The sequence below is a fragment of the Clostridium paraputrificum genome (assembly GCF_900447045.1).
GTDB lineage: Bacteria > Bacillota > Clostridia > Clostridiales > Clostridiaceae > Clostridium > Clostridium paraputrificum.
On sequence record NZ_UAWH01000015.1, the window covers coordinates 47,283 to 69,816 of the forward strand.

The 22,534-nt window shown below is 29.1% G+C and carries 22 protein-coding genes; 18 read left to right on the plus strand and 4 right to left on the minus strand.

Annotation, left to right across the window (positions count from 1 at the left end; translation table 11 throughout):
- Positions 1 to 58: 58 nt before the first annotated feature.
- A complete protein-coding gene (locus tag DR024_RS11715; protein WP_099313327.1) occupies positions 59 to 1,459 on the minus strand; it encodes an MATE family efflux transporter in 1,401 nt (466 codons plus the stop codon).
- 136 nt (positions 1,460 to 1,595) lie between these two features.
- On the opposite strand from DR024_RS11715, the gene hisJ reads away from it, so the two are divergent.
- From hisJ to DR024_RS11730, 3 genes are all read left to right on the plus strand, one after another.
- Positions 1,596 to 2,378: a histidinol-phosphatase HisJ gene (gene hisJ / locus DR024_RS11720; RefSeq protein WP_027098314.1), complete on the plus strand. Its 783-nt coding sequence runs from the start codon at positions 1,596 to 1,598 to the stop codon at positions 2,376 to 2,378.
- Positions 2,379 to 2,447: 69 nt separating this feature from the next.
- Positions 2,448 to 3,734: an alkaline phosphatase family protein gene (locus DR024_RS11725; RefSeq protein WP_027098315.1), complete on the plus strand. Its 1,287-nt coding sequence runs from the start codon at positions 2,448 to 2,450 to the stop codon at positions 3,732 to 3,734.
- Positions 3,735 to 3,746: 12 nt separating this feature from the next.
- The gene (locus tag DR024_RS11730; RefSeq protein WP_111918866.1) at positions 3,747 to 5,033 is read left to right on the plus strand and encodes an MFS transporter; all 1,287 of its coding nucleotides are present in this window, start codon (positions 3,747 to 3,749) and stop codon (positions 5,031 to 5,033) included.
- A 59-nt stretch (positions 5,034 to 5,092) separates the two neighbouring features.
- Here the strand turns inward: DR024_RS11730 and DR024_RS11735 are convergent, their stop codons facing one another.
- Entirely contained in the window at positions 5,093 to 5,650 is a 558-nt protein-coding gene (locus tag DR024_RS11735; protein ID WP_111918868.1) for a GNAT family N-acetyltransferase, read from the minus strand.
- A 104-nt stretch (positions 5,651 to 5,754) separates the two neighbouring features.
- On the opposite strand from DR024_RS11735, the gene DR024_RS11740 reads away from it, so the two are divergent.
- The 3 genes from DR024_RS11740 to DR024_RS11750 all read left to right on the plus strand — a co-directional run bounded on the left by DR024_RS11740 (position 5,755) and on the right by DR024_RS11750 (position 8,599).
- Positions 5,755 to 6,210, plus strand: a complete 456-nt coding sequence (locus tag DR024_RS11740; RefSeq protein ID WP_027098318.1) for a hypothetical protein — start codon at positions 5,755 to 5,757, stop codon at positions 6,208 to 6,210.
- A gap of 224 nt (positions 6,211 to 6,434) precedes the next feature.
- Positions 6,435 to 7,349, plus strand: coding sequence for an ABC transporter ATP-binding protein (locus DR024_RS11745; RefSeq protein WP_027098319.1), 915 nt, complete (start codon positions 6,435 to 6,437; stop codon positions 7,347 to 7,349).
- Positions 7,349 to 8,599, plus strand: coding sequence for an ABC transporter permease (locus DR024_RS11750; RefSeq protein WP_055184381.1), 1,251 nt, complete (start codon positions 7,349 to 7,351; stop codon positions 8,597 to 8,599). The genes DR024_RS11745 and DR024_RS11750 overlap by 1 nt, the downstream gene beginning before the upstream one ends.
- A 154-nt stretch (positions 8,600 to 8,753) precedes the next feature.
- On the opposite strand, the gene DR024_RS17755 is transcribed toward DR024_RS11750, so the two are convergent.
- Positions 8,754 to 8,918, minus strand: coding sequence for a hypothetical protein (locus DR024_RS17755; RefSeq protein WP_156332165.1), 165 nt, complete (start codon positions 8,916 to 8,918; stop codon positions 8,754 to 8,756).
- A 277-nt stretch (positions 8,919 to 9,195) separates the two neighbouring features.
- Between DR024_RS17755 and DR024_RS11755 the strand changes: the two genes are divergently transcribed.
- From DR024_RS11755 to DR024_RS11805, 11 genes are all read left to right on the plus strand, one after another.
- A complete protein-coding gene (locus tag DR024_RS11755) occupies positions 9,196 to 9,444 on the plus strand; it encodes a TM1266 family iron-only hydrogenase system putative regulator (RefSeq protein ID WP_027098321.1) in 249 nt (82 codons plus the stop codon).
- A gap of 7 nt (positions 9,445 to 9,451) precedes the next feature.
- Positions 9,452 to 10,513, plus strand: a complete 1,062-nt coding sequence (gene hydE / locus DR024_RS11760; protein WP_027098322.1) for a [FeFe] hydrogenase H-cluster radical SAM maturase HydE — start codon at positions 9,452 to 9,454, stop codon at positions 10,511 to 10,513.
- Positions 10,504 to 11,880: a [FeFe] hydrogenase H-cluster radical SAM maturase HydG gene (gene hydG / locus DR024_RS11765; RefSeq protein WP_111918870.1), complete on the plus strand. Its 1,377-nt coding sequence runs from the start codon at positions 10,504 to 10,506 to the stop codon at positions 11,878 to 11,880. The genes hydE and hydG overlap by 10 nt, the downstream gene beginning before the upstream one ends.
- An 8-nt stretch (positions 11,881 to 11,888) precedes the next feature.
- The gene (hydF, locus tag DR024_RS11770; protein WP_111918872.1) at positions 11,889 to 13,076 is read left to right on the plus strand and encodes a [FeFe] hydrogenase H-cluster maturation GTPase HydF; all 1,188 of its coding nucleotides are present in this window, start codon (positions 11,889 to 11,891) and stop codon (positions 13,074 to 13,076) included.
- A gap of 220 nt (positions 13,077 to 13,296) precedes the next feature.
- A complete protein-coding gene (locus DR024_RS11775) occupies positions 13,297 to 13,893 on the plus strand; it encodes a sugar O-acetyltransferase (RefSeq protein ID WP_034866312.1) in 597 nt (198 codons plus the stop codon).
- 104 nt (positions 13,894 to 13,997) lie between these two features.
- Entirely contained in the window at positions 13,998 to 14,684 is a 687-nt protein-coding gene (locus DR024_RS11780; RefSeq protein ID WP_027098326.1) for a response regulator transcription factor, read from the plus strand.
- A gap of 79 nt (positions 14,685 to 14,763) precedes the next feature.
- Complete coding sequence (locus DR024_RS11785; RefSeq protein WP_051195960.1) at positions 14,764 to 15,705, plus strand: sensor histidine kinase; 942 nt, start codon at positions 14,764 to 14,766, stop codon at positions 15,703 to 15,705.
- A gap of 319 nt (positions 15,706 to 16,024) precedes the next feature.
- The gene (locus tag DR024_RS11790; protein WP_034866319.1) at positions 16,025 to 16,687 is read left to right on the plus strand and encodes an ABC transporter ATP-binding protein; all 663 of its coding nucleotides are present in this window, start codon (positions 16,025 to 16,027) and stop codon (positions 16,685 to 16,687) included.
- 3 nt (positions 16,688 to 16,690) lie between these two features.
- Positions 16,691 to 18,364, plus strand: coding sequence for an ABC transporter permease (locus DR024_RS11795; RefSeq protein ID WP_027098329.1), 1,674 nt, complete (start codon positions 16,691 to 16,693; stop codon positions 18,362 to 18,364).
- 21 nt (positions 18,365 to 18,385) lie between these two features.
- Positions 18,386 to 19,735 (plus strand): FtsX-like permease family protein, encoded by a 1,350-nt coding sequence (locus tag DR024_RS11800; RefSeq protein WP_065254821.1) that lies wholly within the window; start codon positions 18,386 to 18,388, stop codon positions 19,733 to 19,735.
- Positions 19,736 to 19,822: 87 nt separating this feature from the next.
- Positions 19,823 to 20,191 carry a YkvA family protein gene (locus tag DR024_RS11805; RefSeq protein WP_034866321.1) on the plus strand — a complete coding sequence of 123 codons (369 nt, stop codon included), beginning with the start codon at positions 19,823 to 19,825 and terminating at the stop codon, positions 20,189 to 20,191.
- On the opposite strand, the gene DR024_RS11810 is transcribed toward DR024_RS11805, so the two are convergent.
- The gene (locus DR024_RS11810; RefSeq protein ID WP_111918874.1) at positions 20,192 to 20,983 is read right to left on the minus strand and encodes an SDR family NAD(P)-dependent oxidoreductase; all 792 of its coding nucleotides are present in this window, start codon (positions 20,981 to 20,983) and stop codon (positions 20,192 to 20,194) included.
- A gap of 144 nt (positions 20,984 to 21,127) precedes the next feature.
- On the opposite strand from DR024_RS11810, the gene DR024_RS11815 reads away from it, so the two are divergent.
- Positions 21,128 to 22,288 (plus strand): MFS transporter, encoded by a 1,161-nt coding sequence (locus DR024_RS11815; RefSeq protein ID WP_055184391.1) that lies wholly within the window; start codon positions 21,128 to 21,130, stop codon positions 22,286 to 22,288.
- Positions 22,289 to 22,534 lie beyond the last annotated feature (246 nt).

Consider the following 22,534-nt stretch of genomic DNA (forward strand, 5'->3'; position numbering starts at 1 on the left):
GGAAACACTGCTATGGCTGGTGTTTCCTTGAATTTATATGTAGGAGTTATAAACACCATTATTTATTAATACATTTTTCATCTTTAACTAATAAGTTATCTGATAGAATATCTTGTTTTTGCCATTTATTTGACTTATAAATAATATATCCATAAATACATATTACAAGATTACTAAAACTCATGGAAAACCATATCCCAACTGAGCCTACTTGCGTAAAGTTTTTAAATAATAAAATCATTGGAAGTCTTACAAACCAAAGTCTACCTATCTCCATATTCATGGAATATTTAGTATGACCAGAGCCTTGAAAAATACCTTGGAATACGCTAAACATACCCATTAGTGGCATTGAATACAGGATATAGTTTAAGTATGTAATTCCCTGATCTATTACAGTTAAGTCATCCTTAGATTGCATAAAGAAGTTAATAACCAATTCATTATTAAAAAATATAATTAATGAACCAACGGTAGTAAGTAAAATTGTAATAATTGACCCTTTATTAAATGCTTCAGTAACTCTTTTAGGATTATTATTTCCTAAGTTTTGTCCTGTAATTGCAACTAATGCGGAACCAATGCCCATAGCAGGTTGTGATATTACAGATGTAATTTTATTAACCATTCCAAAGGCAGCCATTGTTGAAGTACCATAAGAAGCTATAAATCCATTTAAAACTATAAATCCAAGTGCTGAGCCAGACTGGCCTATAGAAGAAGGCAGGGCAACCTTTATTACTTTGTTTAATATATCTCTATCAAATTTAAAATTCTTGAAGTCAGGTTTTAAAGGTGATTTACTTTTATTTAGAATTAAATAAGCAAAGAGAGATAATATTATTTTTGATAAAAGTGTTGCATAAGCTGCACCAGCAATACCTAAGTTCAATGGAAATATAAAAATAGGATCTAAGAGTATATTTAACACTGCACTAATTCCACTTAAAACAGTAGGTAAGGCTGTGTTACCTTGTGCAACCATAATAGAATTAAAAATAAAGAAGTAAAATGTAAAAGGCATATTTAAAAATACTATTTTTAAATAAATGTTACTATAATATGCTAAATCCCCTGTAGCTCCCATAAGTGTAATAACAATTGGAGTTATTAATACTCCCACGAGGGCAAAAGCTATAGACACTATAATTGAAATTACAAAAAGTTGAGTTGAGTACTTACTACAATCTTTAGAATTTCCTGCCCCAATTAGTTGTGAAAGTAGAGAGGTACCAGCAATTGAAATACCAGATCCAATAGAAATAAATAAGAATTCAACTGGCCATATAAAAGATGTGGCTGCAAACTGAACCGAACCAATCATACTAACCCAAAATCCATCTGCAAGGTTATAAAAGGTTTGTATCAAGTTGTTTAGCATTATTGGTACGGCCAAGGTTATTAAAACCTTATAAATATTACCATTCAAAATGAGTTTTTTTCGAACTTTCATGTCCATATGTCAATCCCCCTCTTGTTAAAAACGAACATATTCTATTATATACAAATTTATATATAATTCCAATATTGGAAATAAATTAGTTTATTTTCCTGTAAATAATACTATGATACAATGAAATAAAGGAGATGATTTAATGAAATGCTTAAAAGATGGACATATGCATTCACACTATTGTCCTCATGGAACTAAAGACTCTTTTCAAATGTATATTGAAAGAGCTCTAGATGTTGGCCTTGATGAAATTACATTTACTGAGCATATGCCACTTCCAGGAATCTTTATGGATGAAAAGTTACTTAAAGAATGTTCTCCAAATGAAGAAGAAATATTATTATATTTAAAAGAAGCTACTAAAATAAAAGAAGAATATAAAGATAAAATTAAAATAAATGTGGGTCTTGAAGTTGATTATGTAGAAGGATATGAAGAAAAGATTAAGAAGATGTTAGACAATTATGGAGAATATTTAGACGAAGGAATTCTGTCTGTTCATTTTTTAAGGTTAGATGATGTATATCATTGCTTAGATATGAGTGTTGATGAGTTTGGAATTATAGCAAAAATCTTAGGTGGAGTAGAAAAGGTTTATGATAAGTATTTTGAAACTTTAATTAAGTCTATAAATGCAGACCTTGGAAGGTATAAGCCTAAGAGAATAGGACATCCAACTTTAGTAAGAATTTTTAATGAAAAGTATCCTATGGATTATAAAAACGAAGCTTTGATTGATAAGGTTATAAAAACGATAAAAGAAAATGGATATGAAATAGATTTTAATACAGCAGGTCTTAGAAAACAATATTGTAAGGAAACCTATCCTTCAGGAGTATTTTTAGATAAGGCAATTAAAAATAATATTAAGATGGTTAAAGGGTCAGATGCACATAGTGCAAAGGATGTAGGAAAAGTATTTTAACAAAGGTTTAATATAGTGATAGAGAGTATTTAATATACACAAGGTAAAATTACATTAAGGAGGCTAGTAATGGAGTCAAAATATATGGTTGTAATATCTTTTGATGCTGTATCGTCAGAAGATGTAGAAGTTCTAAAGAATTTACCTAACTTTAAAAAGCTAATAGAGAATGGTTCATGGATTAAAAGGGTTGATTCTATTTATCCAACTCTTACTTATCCAGCTCATACAACAATAGTTACTGGAAAATATCCTAGTAATCATGGAATCATTGATAATACTGTATTTAAAGTTGGAGATTTCTTACCAAACTGGTATTGGTATAGAAATAAAATAAAGGGGGATACCCTATATGATTTGGCAAGAGATAAAGGATTAACTACCTGCTCTCTTTTATGGCCAGTAACAGGTAAAGCAAAAATAACATATAATATGCCGGAAATATTTGCAGTGAAACCTTACCAACATCAATTATTTATGTCCGCTGGTGCAGGATCATTAGGTTTCCAATTGGATATAAATAAGAGGTTTGGTAATCTTAGAAAGGGAATAGAGCAACCTTACTTAGATAACTTTGTTATAGAAGCTGCAAAATATACAATAAAGAAATATGCTCCAAACTTAATGTTAATACATTTTACTGACGTTGATACAAATAGACATCATTATGGATATAGTAATAAGGTTATCGATGATGCACTATTAAGACATGACAGTAGGTTAGGAGAAATTATAGGTGCTCTAAAGGAAAGAGGAATTTATGATGAATGTACTATAGTAGCCCTAGGGGACCATAGTCATCTAGATGCATCAAAGGTTATTAAACTTAATGCATTATTTAGAAAAGAAGGTTTAATTAAAATAAATGAAAAAGGCAAGGTTTTGGATTATAAGGGTATTTGTAAAAGTTTAGATGGATCATGTTATATTTACTTAAAAGATAAAAATGATAATAAAACAATAGAAAAGATTAAAGCATTGCTTAAGAGTTTACCTGTAGATTTTATTTTAGAAGGTGAAGAAATAGGAAAATCAGGTGGAGATATGGAGGCAAGTCTTATGATAGAGGCCAATTTAGACTATTATTTTGTTGATGACATCGATGGTGAAATCATTGATGAAATAAAGGATGAAGAGGTTGGAGTAAAAGCCCATAGACATAAGGCAACTCATGGATACTCACCAAAGAAAGAAAATTATACTACATTTTTTATTGGTTCAGGAAGAGGATTTAAAAATGGAGTAGTTATAGATAAGGGAAACCTTATAAATCATGGACCTACATTAGCAAAGGTTTTAGGTCTAAAATTTAATGACATCGATGGAGAGGCAGTTGAAGAAATCCTTAATATTTAGAAGGGGTGTTTTATGAAGGGATTAAAAAAAGAAGAGTTAAGCTGGGCACTGTATGACTGGGGCAACTCTGCATATTCAATGACTATTACTTCAACTATATTGCCAATTTACTTTAAGATGGTTGCAGAAAATGGCGGGATGAGTTCTTCAAATTCTACTGCTTTTTGGGGGTACACAATTTCAATTTCTACTTTATTTGTATCTCTTATGGCACCAGTTCTAGGTACAATAGCAGATTATAAGGGGAATAAGAAAAAGTTTTTTAAGTTCTTCTGTGGATTAGGCATTATTGCAACAATTATGTTAGCATTAGTACCAGCTGATATGCCAATATTATTGCTATTAAATTATGGCTTTACTGTTTTGGGATTTTCAGGTGCTAATATTTTTTATGATTCATTCCTTGTTGATGTAACATCAACTGAACGTATGGACAAGGTATCTTCTGCTGGATTTGCCCTTGGATATATAGGAAGTACGATTCCTTTTATAATATCCATAGCTATAGTTATGCTTACACAAAATGGTATACTTGGTATCCCTATATCTTTAGCATGTAAGATTGCTTTTTTAATTACAGCTTTATGGTGGGGAAGTTTTACTATTCCATTATTAAGGAATGTAAATCAAAAATACTACATAGAAAAAGAACCTAATCCAGTTAAGAATTCTTTTGTGAGACTTGGAAAAACCTTTAAAGACATTAGATACCATAGAAAAATATTTACGTTTTTAATTGCTTACTTCTTTTATATAGATGGTGTTGATACCATTATAGGAATGGCAACATCGTATGGGACAGACATTGGAATATCAATGACTTCATTATTAGTTATTCTTTTGCTAACACAGTTTGTTGCTTTTCCGTTTACAATTCTTTATGGGAGACTAGCAGAAAAGTTTGGTGGAAAGAAAATGCTGTATGTTGGAATTATAACTTATATTATCATCTCTATATATGGATATTTCTTAAAGACTACTATAGATTTTTGGATACTTGCAATGGCTGTAGGATCAGCGCAGGGAGGAATTCAAGCAATATCAAGAAGTTATTTTGCAAAGCTTGTACCGAAAGAGAAGTCAAATGAATTCTTTGGATTCTATAATATATTTGGAAAGTTTGCAGCTATTATGGGACCATTCTTAGTTGGAATAGTTACACAAATAACTGGTCAGTCCAATAAAGGTATTATAAGCTTAATAGTATTATTTATTATAGGAGGATTTATATTAACAAGAGTAAAGGAAGAAGAAGAAGAAACTATAGAGGTCCCTGAGCTTGTTAGTGAAAGAATATAATTTAGCCATAGATAAAGAAACTGCGCTTGCAGTTTCTTTTAATTTAATAAAATATATTGCTATTTTATTAAATAATTATTTATTTTAGAAGACTTAAATTCAGAGGCAAGCATGTCCATAAGAATTAAATCATACTTCTTTCCAGCAATAATTTTTCCTTCTCTAATTTTACCTACCATTTTAAAACCAACTTTCTCATAGCATCTAATAGCTCTTTTGTTATAGGAGAAGGTGGTTAGTCTAATATTATTTAAGTTTAGTATATTAAAACCATAGTCTAAAAGTAAAGTTATAGCTTCACTTCCATAACCATTACCGTGATAATTCGTATCTCCAATGAAAATACCAAATTCAGCTGTTCTATTTATATGATCAATATGAGCTAAGCTTATTGATCCTAATAGTTTATCTGTCTTTGTTTCAATAATTCCAAAGTTATAATCATTAGTTTTAGACTCCAAATATTCTTTTTCTTTAATTTCTGTTTTTATAATATGAGCAGAACCACTAAGAGTAGATATTTCTAAGTTATTAATCCATTCTGTATATTGTTTATAGTCTTCGCTATTTCTTGGAGAAAGATAAACTTTTTCCCCAACTAAAACCTTATGATGCATAGTAATAACCTCCTATTTAAATAAATATAATTCTACCATTTATAAATCTTATAGTAAATATATAGGTTATTTTGTATAATAAGGATGCAGAGAGGAGTGTAAAAATGAATAAAAGGTATAAATGGATAAGTATTATTTCTATTTTTTTAGTCTTAGTACTGTCTTTCTATAATTTGAAGTCTATTGAAAATGCTACAAAGATAGCTGATGGGGAATTTTGTGAGTACTTAGATAATGCATCTAAGAGCTTAGTATATAATGAACAGAATATTAATGATGAAGAGCTACTTATTATCAATAATTCTGTAGTAAAAAACTTATTTGCTGCACTAGAAGTTTATGATTCTACATCATACAAAAGTGTTTTTGGTGAAGATCTAAAAGAATGTATTGTTAATTTTGAAGCTGCTATGAATGATCTGGAAATAAGTACCACTATATTATATAGGGATAGACAAAAGGTTCTTGATAGTTTTAGTTATGTAGTTAGTGATGTTATTAAAAATGAAAAGAATATTAACCATATTACTGACTTTTTAGATGTTATTAAAGGGTTATAATTTAGAAATCCTTTCATTTATCTTAAAAGTGACTTAAGTAATTGTTAAAAGTGACTTTCAGTTATTTCCATACCCTCATAATAAAAGTAGAATATAATTAATGAAGTAGCAATAAAATCTTTTTTTATAAAAAGTAATTAATAACTCTTTACAAGGTTATTAATAAAATGTATAATGGTTTTAAAGTTACTATAGTAATATTTACTAATTTGGAGGGGAAAAGAATGAAGCTAGAAGTGAAAAACATAAAGAAGACTTTTGGTGAAACAGAAGTGCTTCATGGAATTTCATTTTCTATATCAAGTGGAAAAGCTTTAGGGTTACTTGGTAGAAATGGAGCAGGCAAGACAACAACAATTAGAATTCTAATGGATGTTTTTAAAGCTAATGAAGGGGAAATAATAATTGATGGTAAGAAGTTTAATCCTAAAGATTTTCAAATAGGTTACTTACCAGAAGAAAGAGGGTTATATCCTAAGAAAAAAGTAATTGATCAGTTAATGTATTTAGGAAACTTAAGAGGGATATCGTTAAAGGAAGCGAAAACAAACGGGAAGTTTTGGCTTAAGAGATTAGGAATTGAAGAATATGAAAATAGATTATTAGAAACTCTTTCAAAGGGTAATCAACAAAAGGTTCAATTAGCACAAACTTTAGTTTGTAATCCTGAAATTGTAATCTTAGACGAACCTTTTAGTGGTTTAGATCCAGTTAATGCACAAATTCTTAAGGATGTAGTAACAGATCTTATTCAAGATGGCAAGCTTGTAATCTTCTCAAGTCACCAAATGAATTATGTTGAAGAGTTCTGCGAAGACATAGCTATAATAAATAAAGGTGACGTTGTATTAAGTGGAAATCTTAAAGATATTAAAAAGGACTTTGGTAAAAATAAGCTTATGTTAAGTGCGAATAACTATTCTCCTATAGAACTAAAAGAAAAGTGTGAAGAATATTTTGGAGATATAATAAGAGTAGATGAAGTTATGAAAGAATTCGTAATTTTAGAGCTTAAAGAATCTAGAAGTAAAAATGATTTATTGTCTGAGATTATCAAGAGTGATATTGATGTAGAAAAGTTTGGGGAATATGAACCATCCTTAAATGATATATTTGTACTTAAGGCAGGTGACGAATAATGAAGGGATTTTTATCTGTACTAAGATTTGAATTAACTAATTATTTTAAGAATAAAGGATATCTTATAACAACAGGAATAATTGCAGCAGTTTTAATAGTTGGATTAAGCTTACCATCATTTTTTGATATGTCAGGTTTATTTGGTGGTGATGACAAAAAGACTGAATCAAGTGAATCTGTTAGTGATGAAGAAAAGAAAAACTTTATAATCTTCGATAAAGAAAATATAATTAAAGATGTTAAAGGTCTAGAGAATGTATTTATTAGTTCAAGTTGGAAGGTTGCTACAAATGAGCAAGAGGTAAAGAATGCTGTAAATAATGAGGAAGTTGAGGCAGGATTTATATTAAATTCACCAACAAGCTATAAATATATAGTTCAAAATAGCAGCTTTAGTGATGGAAATCAACAAATGTTTGATTCATATTTATCTAGATTAAATAGAGAAAGTTATTTGAACAATAAAGGTATAGATGTTAATGAAATAGATGCTTTATATAATACCCAAATAAATTCAGAGGTTGAATTGTTAGGTAAAGATACAGTAAGTAACTTTGCTTATACTTATGGATTAATCTTTGTTTTATATTTTATGATTATTTACTACGGTCAATTAATAGCAGTATCTGTTACAACTGAAAAGAGTAATAGAGCTATGGAGATACTAGTGACTAGTACAAGTAGTAATGCATTAATTTTTGGTAAGGTAATAGCTGCTACAATTGCAAGTTTAGCACAAGTAGGTGTAATATTAGCTTCTGCTTTAGTTACTTACAAAGTTAATAGTGCAGCATGGGGAGGAAAGCTTGACTTTATATTCAATATTTCAGGTGAAACCCTAGCTACATTTGCTATATTTGGATTACTTGGATACCTATTCTATGCATTTATATTTGGTGCTTTAGGTGCTTTAGTTTCTAAGACAGAGGATATTGGTAAAAGTGCATCTCCTGTTACAATGATATTTGTAGTTGTTTTTATGGCCGTAATGTTTGGATTAAACAATCCAGAGTCAATGCTTATGAACATATTATCATATGTACCATTTAGTTCTTGTATGGCTATGTTTGTAAGAGTTGCAATGGGAAGTGTTAAAACTATAGAAGTAGTAATTTCGTTAGTAATATTAGCTGTTTCAACAGGATTTGTTGGAGTTTTAGGTGCTAAGATTTACAGAATGGGAACATTAAGATATGGTAATCCAGTAAAACTTACAAATGCTTTGAAGTCATTAAGAAAAGATGGGTAATTAAGACAATATAGATAACAAGGATTAGGAGAGAAATTGCAATTGCAATTTCTCTCTTTTTTCCTTACATTTAACATGAATGGAGTGGATATTTATTTTGTGATTACTTGAAGTTTTGTGACGGAACAAGCAAAATAAAATATCCACTCAACTTTTATAAATCTGAAAGTTCCTCAGATGCTTTTACAACACATTTCATTACGGCTTCTATTTTTTCTTTACCTTGGTCATTAGTTTTTGAATGGGCTTCTGTTAAAGAAGCTTTAATAGAGCTAAGTTCATTTTTAACTGAATTTATACTAGAATTATTTTTATCCAAATTAATCACTCCTTGCAAGATTATATTTTCCTATAGATAAAAATCTAATTCATATTTATAAGTAAAATTAAGTATGTTATAATATTAACAACTTAGTTAAGAGAGAAATCTTTTAGGTGAGTTGAAGTTTTGAATAATATCTAACAGAAAAGAGCAATCTAATCTGAAAGAGGCCAAAATTATTATAAGACTTACTTAGCTTTGCTAGGTTTATTTTGCGTAAATCTTAGAGGTCTCTATTAAAGAGACCTCTTTTTGCATTATAGGAGGTATAAAAATGGCAAGAATAGCTGTAATCGGATGTATTTTAGAGGACCCAAGAGAATGTCAAAGTGAATTTAATGATGTTGTAGCATCATTTAGAGGAAGTATGAAAGGTAGAATGGGCATTCCATTTGAAGGTGAAATATCAGTAATATCTTTGACAGTTGTTGGAGAGGTTGATGATATAAATACTTTAACAGGAAAGCTTGGTAATATTTCAGGAGTTACTGTAAAAACAGCAATTGCTAAAAAGGAGATTTAAGGTGAATATTAGAGACATTATTGACAAGTTATACAATGAAAACAATGCCTCTAGGGAAGAGCTTATTTATCTATTAGATAATCTAGATGAAGAGTCTAGATCTTATCTAATAGATAAGGCTCATGATACTAGAATGAAAACATACGGAGATAAGGTTTATATGAGAGGCCTTATTGAGTTTACTAATTACTGCAAAAGAAATTGTGAGTATTGCGGCATTAGAAGAGGAAATAAAGAAGCTGATAGATATAGGCTTTCTGTAGAGGAAATATTATTATGTGCAGAAATAGGAGACAAGCTTGGTTATAAAACCTATGTTCTTCAAGGTGGAGAAGATGATTATTTTACAGATGATATAATGGTTGAAATAATAACTAAGATTAAAGAAAGATTCCCCAAGAATGCAATAACTCTTTCTTTAGGTGAAAGAAGTTATGAATCTTATGAAAGAATGTTTAAAGCAGGTGCAGATAGATATCTTTTAAGACATGAAACTGCAACTAAAGAACTATATAAAAAATTACATCCAGGAGCTAGTTTTGAAAATAGAAGAGGGTGTTTATTAAATCTTAGGAAGATAGGATACCAAATAGGAGCAGGATTTATGGTAGGACTACCTAACCAAACTACAGAAGATTTAGTAAATGACTTACTTTATGTAAAAGAGTTAACACCAGAAATGTGTGGGATAGGTCCTTTTATACCTCATAAAGACACAAGTTTAAAGGATGAAAAGGGTGGTACTTTAGAAGATACAATAACTATTTTGGCCATAGTTAGATTACTTTTACCAAATGTTTTATTACCAGCAACAACTGCGTTAGGAAGTATAAATCCAATAGGAAGAGAACTTGGAATTAAGGCAGGAGCAAATGTAGTAATGCCTAATCTTTCCCCAACAGATGTTAGGGACAAGTATTCTCTTTATGATGGTAAGATTTGTACTGGAGATGAAGCAGCAGAATGTAGAAGGTGCATTGAAGGTAGAATTAATAGAGCAGGATTTCAGGTTGAGGTTGGTCGAGGAGATAATATTCAATGGGTTAAGGAGGAAAAATTATGTTTATAAATAAGGACTACATTGAAAGACTTCTAGAGGAATCAAAAAAAGCTACTAAAGAACAAATACAAGAGGTACTAGAAAAGGCTAAAAGAAAAGATGGTTTAAAGCATAGAGATATAGCAATATTACTTCAAATAGAAGATAAAGAACAAATTAAAGAAATGTATGAAATAGCTGGAAAAATTAAAAAAGATATATACGGTAAAAGAATAGTTATGTTTGCTCCACTTTATGTAAGCGATTATTGTGTAAATAACTGTGTTTATTGCGGATACCATAGATGTAATAGCTTTAAAAGGAGAAAGTTAACTCAAGAAGAGGTTGCACAAGAAGTGAGAATTCTTGAAAAGATGGGGCATAAGAGATTAGCGCTAGAGCTTGGAGAAGATCCAGTAAATGCACCTATTGAATATGTTTTAGAAACTTTAAAAACTATTTATAGTACACAAAGGGATAATGGGGAAATCAGAAGAGTGAATGTTAATATAGCAGCTACTACAGTTGAGGAGTATAAAATGCTTAAGGAAGCAGGTATTGGAACGTATATTCTGTTCCAAGAAACTTATCATGAACCTACTTATGAAAAAGTACATCCAAATTGCTTAAAAAGTAATTATGAATATCATTTGACAGCTTTTGATAGAGCAATGGAAGGTGGAATAGATGATGTAGGGGCAGGAGTTTTATTTGGATTATCTGACCCTAAATTTGAGGTTCTTGGACTTATGATTCATAATGAACACTTAGAAGAAAAGTATGGTGTAGGATTCCATACAATTTCAGTTCCTAGACTTAGGCCAGCAGAAGGTGTATCATTAGAAAATTTTCCTCATTTAGTGGATGATGAAACCTTTAAGAAGATAGTTGCAATAATTAGAATTGCAGTACCTTTTACAGGAATGATTATATCTACAAGAGAAGATGCTGAAATGAGAAGAGATTTATTAAAGCATGGTATATCACAAATGAGTGCAGGTTCAAGTACAGGAGTTGGTGGCTACAAGGAAAGAGAAGAAGAAAAGGAAATTACACAATTTAAGCTTTCAGATGAAAGAAGTCCTTTAGAAATATTAAAGGAATTAATAGATGATGGTTATATTCCAAGTTATTGTACAGCTTGCTATAGAAGAGGAAGAACTGGTGATAGGTTTATGGAACTTGCAAAGTCTGGAGAAATTCAATATTGCTGTGAACCTAATGCATTATCTACTTTAATGGAATATGCATTAGATTATGGTGATGATGAGTTTAAGAAAAAAGCAGAAGCTTTAGTTAGAGGAGAAGCAGAAAAAATAAATAAAAAAGAGACTAGAGATTTTGTAATAAGAAATATAGATAGATTAAAAAATGGTGAAAGAGATCTGTATATTTAGGAGGAATTATGAATAATACGCCTAGAGGAAATAGAAAGCACGTAGTTCTATATGGAAAAACTAATTCTGGAAAATCATCTCTTTTTAATAAGCTTTGTAACTCTAATATTTCAATAGTGTCTGAAATAGAAGGAACCACAACAGATCCAGTTAGTAAAGGGGTAGAGTTTATTCCAGTAGGACCAGTTTTATATATTGATACAGCTGGTCTTGAAGATAATACCGTCCTTGGAGGGGTAAGAGTAAATAAAACCTTAAATTTACTAAAAAGGACAGATATTGCTCTTTACATTATTGATGGGAAAGATAAAGATTTATCCTCATTTAATAAAATGAAAAAAGAGTTTAAGAAATATAATATCCCTTACTTACTTGTAATAAATAAAGTAGATACCTTAGAAAATGGTGAGACAAAAGAGCTGAAGAAAGCTTATGGAAATGGAATATTTATATCTACTAAAGAGGATAGTGATATAGAAGAAGTTAAAGAAAAGCTTATTGAACTAATAGAAAAAGAAGAGGAAGAATTACCGTTGATAGGAGACCTACTGCCATATGGTTCAAAGGTGATTTTAGTTGTTCCTATAGATTCAGAAGCACCTAAGGGAAGGCTAATACTTCCACAAGTTCAATGCATAAGAGATTGCTTAGATCATGGCATAAAGAGTTATGTTGTAAGAGATACAGAATTAAAAGAGGCATTAGAAGAGGTAAAAGATGTTAATTTAGTAATAACAGATTCTCAAGCTTTTAAGTTTGTAGATGAAATTGTTCCTAAAGATATAATGCTTACAAGCTTTTCTATGCTTTTTGCAAGACAAAAAGGAGATATAAATGAATTTATCAATGGAGTATGGGGGGTAAGAAATCTTAAGCCAGGTGATAAAGTACTTATTTCAGAAAGTTGTAGCCATAATGTCTCCCATGAAGACATAGGAAGAGTAAAAATCCCAACACTATTAGAAAAGTATGTAGGTGGTAAATTAGATTTTGAATTTAAAATAGGATATGATTTTGCAGAGGATATAGGAAATTATAAGTTAATAATACACTGTGGCGGGTGTATGATTAATAGGAAAACTATTTTAAATAGAATTAACGTATGTAAAGAAAGAAAAGTATATATTACTAATTATGGGGTTTTACTTTCATTTCTTACTAATACATTAGAAAGAAGCAAAGTGATTTTTAATTAATAAAAGAGTAGCTAATGCAACCTAATAGTATGTGCATTAGCTATTTTTTTTTATATAATATTTGTAGTATTGATGTAATTAATATAGAAAAGTATTGTAATATATAGGAGGTATTACGAATTTAATAATGTTTTTCTTTATTTGTATAGATAATAGTGGAAAGGTATACAAAAAAGTGTTTTAATGTAATTAGGGTTATTAATATTTAGAGGTGATTAATATGGATAAAAGTGTAAAAGATCGTATAAGAGATGGGGAACTATTTAGACCTGGAGATCCAGAAATGCACAAAGATATGTGCAATGCACGTAATATACTTTATGAGTTTAATGCACGAAATGCTTTAAATGTTGGAAGAAACGAACCTATGTTAAAGGAGTTATTTAAAGAGAGTGGGGATGTACATATATTACCACCTTTTAATTGTGAATATGGTAAAAATATTTCCTTTGGTCATACGTGCTTTGTAAATTTTGATTGTATTTTTTTAGACACAGCTCCAATAAATATTGGAAATCATGTTTTATTTGGGCCAAGAGTTACCTTAATTACAGTTGGTCACCCTGTTGATCCTAATTGGAGAAATGAAGGAGATATGTATGCTTTTCCTATAAATATAGAGGATAATGTATGGATAGGAGCAGGAGTAATAATTAATCCTGGGGTAACAATTGGAAAGAATACTGTAATTGGTTCAGGAAGTGTAGTTACAAAAGACATTCCATCGGGAGTTGTTGCTGTGGGTAATCCTTGTAGAGTTCTTAGAGAAATAAATGAAGAAGATAAGGTAAGATATTTTAAAGATAAGAGAAGATAATAATCAAGATAAATAGGATAAGAAAGATAATGAGGAAACACCACTGTTGATGGTGTTTCTCTTAATGTATAAAAAGCATTGCGGGTAATTATGTGGGGGATAAAATGAAAAAGATACTAATAATAGAAGACGACAGAGCATTAAATAAAGGAATTACTTTTAATTTAAAAGAAGAAGGTTTTGATGTAAAGGGAGTATATTCACTTTTTGAAGGAAGATTAGAAATAGAAAAGGACTATGACTTAATAATTTTAGATGTTAATCTTCCAGATGGAAGTGGCTTTGATTTATGTAGTGAGATCAGATTAAAGAACAAAAATACTGCAATTATATTTTTAAGTGCTTGTGATATGGAGTTTGATATAGTTAATGGTTTTAAACTTGGAGCAGATGATTATATAACTAAGCCATTTAGCTTAAGTATTATGAAAGAAAGGGTACAAGCTGTACTAAGAAGGTATGAAGGCAATAAAAAAACTTATATTTATAAGATTAATAATTTAGAGATTGATTTTGATAAATTTATACTTAATAAAAATGGAGAGAGAGTTGATATTACTCCAACAGAGTTTAAGCTTTTAAAGGTTTTTGTTAATTCAAAAGGAAAAGTTCTTACAAGAAATAATCTTTTAGAGGAGCTGTGGGATAAAGATCAGAACTTTATTGATGAACATGCCCTAACAGTAAATATAAATAGATTGAGAAGCAAAATTGAAAGTAAGGATGATGGAGTGAAGTATATAAAGACAATATATGGTATAGGTTATATGTGGATTGGAGAGGATGCATAAAATGAAACTATTTTCCAAAAAGCTACTTTACATTTATATATCCATTTCTGCCTTCATGTTACTTATAGGATATTGTTTTATGTTGGATAAAGAAAATGAATACTTAATGCTTGTGTTTGCCATAAATGTTTTCATTTCACTTATAACAGTTTTAATTACTTTTATGTCCATAAAGATAAGCATAGTTAAATTATCAGATAAAAGGTGTGATTTCTTAGAAGAAGTAATGGATAAGAAGATGGATGCTAAATTTAATATTACAGAGGATACAATATCCTCAAGGGAAGATAATAAACTAAAGGAATTGATATCCATACTTCAATCTGAAAAGAATAAGTATGAGGAAGAAAAGAGTAGAATTCAATCCTTTATTACTGATTTGTCACATCAAGTAAAAACACCTTTAACCAATATTTCTATGTATAATTCTACTTTAATAGAAAAGAACTTAGACGCTAATCAAAGTAGGGAGTTTTTATTATTAATGGATGGTCAAATTAATAAGTTAAAGTGGCTTATTGATGGACTTATAAAAATATCTAGACTTGAAAGTGAGCTGATTTCATTAAGTGAAGGTGAGTATTTTATTGAAGAGGTTTTAGCATTAGCCTTAAGCGGAGCTTTTTCTGAAGGAGAGAAGAAGAATATTTGCATAGAGGTGGTATGCGATAGAACTATTAAAGGAATATTTGATTTAAAATGGACATCTGAAGCTTTACTTAATTTAATTGAAAATGCAATTAAATATTCTAATAAAGGAAGTAATATTAAAGTTAAGGTAATTCCCTTAGATATGTTTGTTAGAATTGATATAATTGATGAAGGAATTGGAGTACATAAGAGTGAGATAAACAACATATTTAAAAGATTTTATAGAAGTGATGATGTTAAGGAGGTTAAGGGACTTGGTGTTGGCTTATATTTAGCTAGGGAGATAATATACAAGGAGGGTGGATATATTAAGGTATCATCACAAAAAGGAGTTGGATCTACTTTTTCAGTATTTTTATTAAAGAAATAGTCAGTTTAAAGAGGTGTTTATCACCTCTTATTTTACTGTCTAGTAAATTATAAAATTTCAATTAGCTATAAATCAAAGGTATTATTACATTTTCATATTAAAAAATATAAAATAAAGGATAGTAACTTTATAATTTCCTTACCTTTAGTACGCGTGAGGTGAATATTTGTTTCCATGTCACTTGGAGCTTGCGACGGAATAAGGGAAATAAATATCCGCCACACCTTTTTTGTAAAAGTAACAAAAGTGTGATATTTAATTTTATTTTGAGATTAGAATGTTATTTTCATTTTATAAAATATAAATGAGGGGAAAAGTTATGATAGAGGCAATTGGTTTAAAAAAGTATTTTGGTAGTGGAGAAAAATTAGTAAAAGCAGCGGATAACATTAGCTTAGAAATAAAGAAGGGAGAGTTCGTAGCAATTATAGGTTCTTCTGGCAGTGGTAAAACTACGTTACTTCATATTTTAGGTGGTTTAACCAGGCCAGATGAGGGCAGGGTAGTAATTGATGGTGAGGATATTTATTCTTTAGATGAAGATAGACTAACAGTTTTTAGGAGAAGACAAATAGGTTTTATATTTCAAAATTATAGTTTAATTAATGTGCTAAAGGTCTATGACAACATAGTTTTGCCAATAGAACTTGATGGACTTAAAGTAAATAGGGAGTATATTAGTGAAATTATAAAGACTTTAGGACTTGAAAATAGAATCAACTTTTTACCTTCACAGCTTTCTGGAGGACAGCAGCAAAGGGTTGCAATAGCAAGGGCCTTAGCTTCAAAACCAGCTTTAATTTTAGCTGATGAACCAACAGGTAATTTAGATTCTAAGATGAGCCAAGAAGTAGTTGGCTTGTTAAGGTATTCAGCTCAGAAATATAATCAAACTATTGTAATGATAACTCATAATGAAGATATATCTCAGTTAGCTCATAGAACCATAAGAATAGAAGATGGGAAAATAGTAGAGGATTAAAATATGATTGATAGCAAGAATAGAAGGATTTTATTTAAGTTATGTAATGAAATATCTAGTAATTGTAAGATGAGAAATATATTTTTAACCTTAGCAATTATGTTTTCTACTTCTCTTATAATGGTTACTTTTATTATTGGTTACAATGCTAAAGAAACTATTAAGTTTTATGAAAGCCAAGAGTATATACAAGGAGATGTTGATGGAGATGTAAATGAATTCATAAATGGAGGTAGTATACCTTATGAAGTTTCAAAGGTTAAGAACATAATCTTTACTGCCCAAGATATATATAATGGTTTAAACAACCAAACTTTAATATATGAAAAGGATGGAATAGTCCTAAAGAAAACTTCATCACCAGAGTTTTTTAAAAAGGAAGGAATAAATCTTTTGGTAGGAGACTTTCCCAAAAACTCAAATGACCTATTGCTAAGTTATGAGGCGTATAACATCTTAAAAGGTGTAAAAGTAGGAAGTAAGATTAATGTTGGTGTTATGATTGACGAAAAAGGAAGTGTTCTACAGAGTAATGAATTCAATGTTGTAGGTATTATTAAAGATAGTAATGATAAATTAAGTATATATTCTGGTAATATGACAATGCTTACAAATTGTACTATGGTAATTACCTTTCTAATAATCTTAATATCCTTTGCATCATATCTCATAATATACACTATTTTATATATTCATGTAATTACAGAAAGAAGTACTTATAAATTATTAAGAGTTGTTGGAATGAAGGGCAGGAATGTAAGGAAACTATTATTCTATCAGGGAATGAAGTGTAGTATTATAGGAATTCCTTTAGGTATAGCAATTGCATACTTAATAAGTAATTTTATATGTAAAGATGTAGTTAATATTACTGGGTATACATTAATAGGAGAAGTAAGGTACCCCTACTTTTTAATAGTATTAACTTTAGTTGTTATTGCTATGATAATTAATTTTAGTAGCAGTAAACCATCTGATACAGTTGAAAATATAAAATCTGACTACAGTGATAGTTCTCAGACTTTAGATAAAAGTAGGAGTATTTCTTTAACAAATGGAAGAATTAGATTAAAAGATATTGCTATTTCTAATATACTTAGTAATAAAAATAGAAGCACATTAACTATAGGATCTATTATTTTTGCATCTATAATTATAATATTTGCAATTAATGCTTATTTATCTTTGGATGTAGAGAAGTGTTTAAGTATGTTTTTTAATGAAAATGGAGATGGATTTTCTAGTATAAATATTAGAAGTGATATTATAAAATTTCAGAATGGTGTTGCTAAAATAGGATTAATAATATCTATAATCATAGAAATTATAGCTATTTTAAATATTACTAATAGTACTTTAACAAGCCTTATATCAAGAAGAGTAGAGTTTGAAACCTTAATGGCAATAGGTATGCACAGGAGAGATGTTAAAAAGCTAGTTGTAATGGAAGGATACTATACATTTGTTATATCTTCTGTACCAATACTTATATTTGGACCATATATAGGAAGTTATATTATTATGTTAGTTCCCTATAATGTTGTTATTAGTGCTGTGAATATTTTTATACCTCTAATATTTTCATTAGCGTTAGGTTTAATAATAAATATTACAGTTCCGTATTTATCTTATTTATTTTTATCTAAGAAAAACTTTTTTTATGACACAGATATATAAACTTTAAAGGGGGAGAAAAAAATGGGAATGTTAAGATATGCTTTATTAAATATAAAGAAAGATTTAAAAAATAATTCTATTTATGTATTTGCTATAGTAATTTCATTTATTACTGTATTAATGGTATTAAATTGTTTTACAAATGCTACTTATTTTGAAGGTGTAGATACTGTAATTGTTGATGAAAGCCAAAATGAAATAGTTCAACTTGATGCTAAGTTGCAATTTTTTATAGAGGAACCTACCTTGCTTCATGGACAAAACTTTTTAATATTATTTTTAGTAGTTTTAATATTTACTTATTTTTGTAATTCATATTTTATAAAGAATAAAGGTAAAGAGTTTGCATTCTTTACATTAAATGGTGCAACTCTTGGAGATAGAGTAAAGTATATAATGTTTGAAAATAGTATATTCTTTCTTATAGGAGGGGCTATAGGAACAGTACTTGGATTTATCTTTGTTCCTTTAAGTAACATTTTAATGTATAGCATTTCAGGACATTGGGGAGATATTTGGACAATTAATTTTTATATGTTTAAGTATACTTTACTAGTATTTTTATTCGAATTTGGATTATTAGCTCTTTTAAACTTAGGTGATGTTTATAGAAGAGAACCTGTTGAATTATTAAATCTTAATAATAATAAGTCTCAAATAGATTCAAGACATGTTAAGGTTCCTAATATAGTTTTTGTGATTTTATTTTTAATTCCAATTATATTTGCAATTTTTGGGGGAAATACTCAAGGTGCTGAATATGCTGTATATGTCCTATCCTTCGGTGGGCTATTTGGATTATATGGAATTATAAAGTATTTTGTCCCAAGCATAGGGAAAAAGCTTAGCAGAATGAGCTTTACTTATAAGGGGTTAAGAAAAATTTATATAGGAAACTTTATAAGTACCTTAAGAGGTTCATTATATTTCATACTAGGTTTAGTGCTATCCCTTCTTTATTACAGCATGATTACTGTAAGATATAGTATAGTAGAGGGTGCTATATCAAGTTCTCTTTATTGTTATGTTATAACAAGTATGTTAGTTGGATTAGCCCTACTTTATAAAACCATTGTAGAGTGGGAAAGAAAAATAAAGGAATATAGACAATTAAAAATTCTTGGTTATAGTAAAGAGGAAATTATAAATATTATATATAAAGAAAATATACTTTTCTTTGGAGTAGGTTTAATGCTACCTGTTATACTACTTTTATCAAATTTTATTGTATATATAATAGCAGGTTATTTTTCATCATTATTCTCATTATTTTTAATTATAAGTGCTGTTGGGCCTATAACTATTATAGGTATTCTAGCTACAATTAGAAATAAGAATAAAATTATAAAAGAAATATATCCAGTAGAATAAATATTAAGAAAGAGAAATTGCAAAATAAAATGCAATTTCTCTTTTAATTATTATTTATATAGAGCTATAATTATTTTGGGTGATTGTATGGAATTTTTAAAGGAAAAAGCGATAGATCTTAAAAGTAATATAAAAGCTCTGTATCTCGTTTGTAGGAAAAAGAAAGTTCCTATAATAGCCAAAGTAATGGCTATTATAGTGGTTGGATATGCACTAAGTCCTATAGATTTTATTCCTGATTTTATTCCTATATTAGGATACCTAGATGATTTTATCTTATTACCTCTTGGAATTTATTTATGCCTTAAGCTTATTCCAAAGGATTTATTTGAAGAATGTAAAAAGGAATCTGAGAATTTATTTAAAGAGGGAAAGCCTAAAAATTATGTAGCTGGTGGCATTATAGTTTTTATATGGATTATGATTATTATAGTTATGGCAAAGCACTATTTTTAGCTACTTAGTAAAAAAATTTTTTGCTTTTATAAATACTCCTTGATAACTAGGAGCAATATATCTTTCCTTTGGCTTTATATCTTCTACTGCTCTAATATATTGGGCTACTATAGAAGAAAAATTTGAAGAAGAAGTTATTTTAAAGTATCTAAATTGCTTCTTTTCTAACTTTCTAATTTTATTTTTAAAATATGAGTTTACCTTCATCCATTCAAATTGTTTACTTATATTTTTTTCATTAAAGCCTGTAGAATAGGCACCTGGTTCTATTAAAATCACAGGGATATTAACATTATTTAATTCTTTAAGCTCCATATTTAATGCAGGAACTATACCTTCTAGGGCAAATTTGCTACCACAATAAGGAGATAAAAATGGAATAGGAGAACGTCCAGCAAGGGATGATAAAAATATAATTCTTCCATATCCTTTAGAAATCATATCTTTTAAAACCTCTTGAGTTAATTCAATGGCAGAGAAAACATTAGTTTCGAAGACATTTCTATATCTATTAACATCAATTTCACAAACAGAGCCTGAATCACCTATAGCAGCATTATTAATAAGGATATCTAAGTTAAGCTTCCTTACTTTATGTCTATCATCCAGGTTTCTAATATCTAATTTAAATGCATGCATAGGGAGACACCACTTTTTATTTAATTTATTTAAGTGGTCAGCTTGTTCTTGAGTATGAGTAGTTGCATATACAAAATGTCCTCTATTTGCTAGTGCAATTGCAGCCTTTCTTCCAAGGCCGGATCCACATCCAGTTATAAGTATGTTTTTCATTATATCTCACCTCTTATGAGTATTTTTTCACTTAAAGGCATAATAATAATAGGAAATATAATGAAACTAAATAGATTATAACTTGAGAATACATCTTCTCTTATGTATACTAATAGAGTACAACACAAGATGAGAGGAGAAAAAATGAGGAGTAAATCATTAAAAACAGTTACAGTTCTAACTGTATTAACTTATATAGTATTAAACATGGCTCATCCAGTAACGCCAATGTTTATAACTCAGAATAAATTACCTTCATATTTATTTGGAGTTTTTTTTGCAGCTATGTCTATAGGAAATTTTATTTTTTCACCAATTTGGGGAAAGTTATCTGATAAAGGTGGAAGAATTAAATTCATGATTTTAGGTATTTTGGGATATGGGATATCGCAGGTAGGTTTTGGATTTAGTAGTAATCCAGTAATTATTGTTTTTTGGAGATTTATAGGTGGAGCATCAGTTATAAGTTTTTTAACAGTAATTCTTGCTTATATTGCTGATATTACAGATGAAGAGGGAAGATTAAAAGGTATGACCTATTATGCTGCTGCATCAACTTTTGGTGGAGCTATAGGGTCTCTTCTAGGTGGAGTTATAGGAAATAATAATTATAAAATAACTTTTTCTGTACAATTTGTTTTAAGTGTAGTTATATGCATACTATTTTATTTTTTCTTAGAAGAAACTGTTACTAAGAAAAATATAGATAAAGTAGAAAGGGAAAAAACATATACTAAATCTATAAATGCACTTAGTCCAAAAGTTGTTTTTATAATGAGTCAGGTAGGAGTATTTTTCTTTGCTGTAACTAGTTACAATTCAAGCATTAACTACTATATAGAGTCAGTATTATCACTTCCGCCAACAGTTAATGGTATATTCTTAGCCATAGCTGGAATATTTGGATTCTTAATTAATATATTCTTTACTGGAAAGCTTGCAAAAAGGTTTGGAGAGGTAAAAGCTTTAAGAATTTCAGGAATTTCAATGGCTGTTTGTATAGGAGGAGCAACATTATTTAATTTAGTTCCGTTATTCTTCCTATTTATTTTACTTTTTGTAGGAAGTTCTGCTGTTTATCAACCTATGCTTCAAAATATTATTTCAAAGGTATCAAATAAGGATAATGGAAAGATAGCTGGAATACAAAACTCAGCAAGAGCAATTGGAATGATAGTTGGCTCATTATACTCAGGATTTATATTTGTTTATGGAAGTAAGTTACCATTCTTAACTGCCTCAATAGTTATTATAATAGGATACTTAATATTTAAATTTGGTTATAAAAAGTATGAGATAATTTAATTAATAGATGATATGAAGACTATGAAATAAATGATAATAATTTCATAGTTTTCTTACCTTCAGTATGAGGGGAGTGGATATTTGTTTTACTATGACTTGGAGTCTTGTGACGGATCAAGCCAATAAATATCTACTTCTCTTTTTTATTGTAACAAAATTGTTATATTTTGCTTTGAATTTGAGATTAGATTGTGATTTTTCTTTTATAAAATATAGTTAGGGAGGGTAACAATGGGATTTCAAAAT

Bases quoted from the DNA above. Each gene is read 5' to 3' on its own strand.
- DR024_RS11715 (WP_099313327.1), bottom strand. From the start codon at position 1,459: ATGGACATGAAAGTTCGAAAAAAACTCATTTTGAATGGTAATATTTAT.
- hisJ (WP_027098314.1), top strand. From the start codon at position 1,596: ATGAAATGCTTAAAAGATGGACATATGCATTCACACTATTGTCCTCAT.
- DR024_RS11725 (WP_027098315.1), top strand. From the start codon at position 2,448: ATGGAGTCAAAATATATGGTTGTAATATCTTTTGATGCTGTATCGTCA.
- DR024_RS11730 (WP_111918866.1), top strand. From the start codon at position 3,747: ATGAAGGGATTAAAAAAAGAAGAGTTAAGCTGGGCACTGTATGACTGG.
- DR024_RS11735 (WP_111918868.1), bottom strand. From the start codon at position 5,650: ATGCATCATAAGGTTTTAGTTGGGGAAAAAGTTTATCTTTCTCCAAGA.
- DR024_RS11740 (WP_027098318.1), top strand. From the start codon at position 5,755: ATGAATAAAAGGTATAAATGGATAAGTATTATTTCTATTTTTTTAGTC.
- DR024_RS11745 (WP_027098319.1), top strand. From the start codon at position 6,435: ATGAAGCTAGAAGTGAAAAACATAAAGAAGACTTTTGGTGAAACAGAA.
- DR024_RS11750 (WP_055184381.1), top strand. From the start codon at position 7,349: ATGAAGGGATTTTTATCTGTACTAAGATTTGAATTAACTAATTATTTT.
- DR024_RS11755 (WP_027098321.1), top strand. From the start codon at position 9,196: ATGGCAAGAATAGCTGTAATCGGATGTATTTTAGAGGACCCAAGAGAA.
- hydG (WP_111918870.1), top strand. From the start codon at position 10,504: ATGTTTATAAATAAGGACTACATTGAAAGACTTCTAGAGGAATCAAAA.
- hydF (WP_111918872.1), top strand. From the start codon at position 11,889: ATGAATAATACGCCTAGAGGAAATAGAAAGCACGTAGTTCTATATGGA.
- DR024_RS11775 (WP_034866312.1), top strand. From the start codon at position 13,297: ATGGATAAAAGTGTAAAAGATCGTATAAGAGATGGGGAACTATTTAGA.
- DR024_RS11780 (WP_027098326.1), top strand. From the start codon at position 13,998: ATGAAAAAGATACTAATAATAGAAGACGACAGAGCATTAAATAAAGGA.
- DR024_RS11785 (WP_051195960.1), top strand. From the start codon at position 14,764: ATGTTGGATAAAGAAAATGAATACTTAATGCTTGTGTTTGCCATAAAT.
- DR024_RS11790 (WP_034866319.1), top strand. From the start codon at position 16,025: ATGATAGAGGCAATTGGTTTAAAAAAGTATTTTGGTAGTGGAGAAAAA.
- DR024_RS11795 (WP_027098329.1), top strand. From the start codon at position 16,691: ATGATTGATAGCAAGAATAGAAGGATTTTATTTAAGTTATGTAATGAA.
- DR024_RS11800 (WP_065254821.1), top strand. From the start codon at position 18,386: ATGGGAATGTTAAGATATGCTTTATTAAATATAAAGAAAGATTTAAAA.
- DR024_RS11805 (WP_034866321.1), top strand. From the start codon at position 19,823: ATGGAATTTTTAAAGGAAAAAGCGATAGATCTTAAAAGTAATATAAAA.
- DR024_RS11810 (WP_111918874.1), bottom strand. From the start codon at position 20,983: ATGAAAAACATACTTATAACTGGATGTGGATCCGGCCTTGGAAGAAAG.
- DR024_RS11815 (WP_055184391.1), top strand. From the start codon at position 21,128: ATGAGGAGTAAATCATTAAAAACAGTTACAGTTCTAACTGTATTAACT.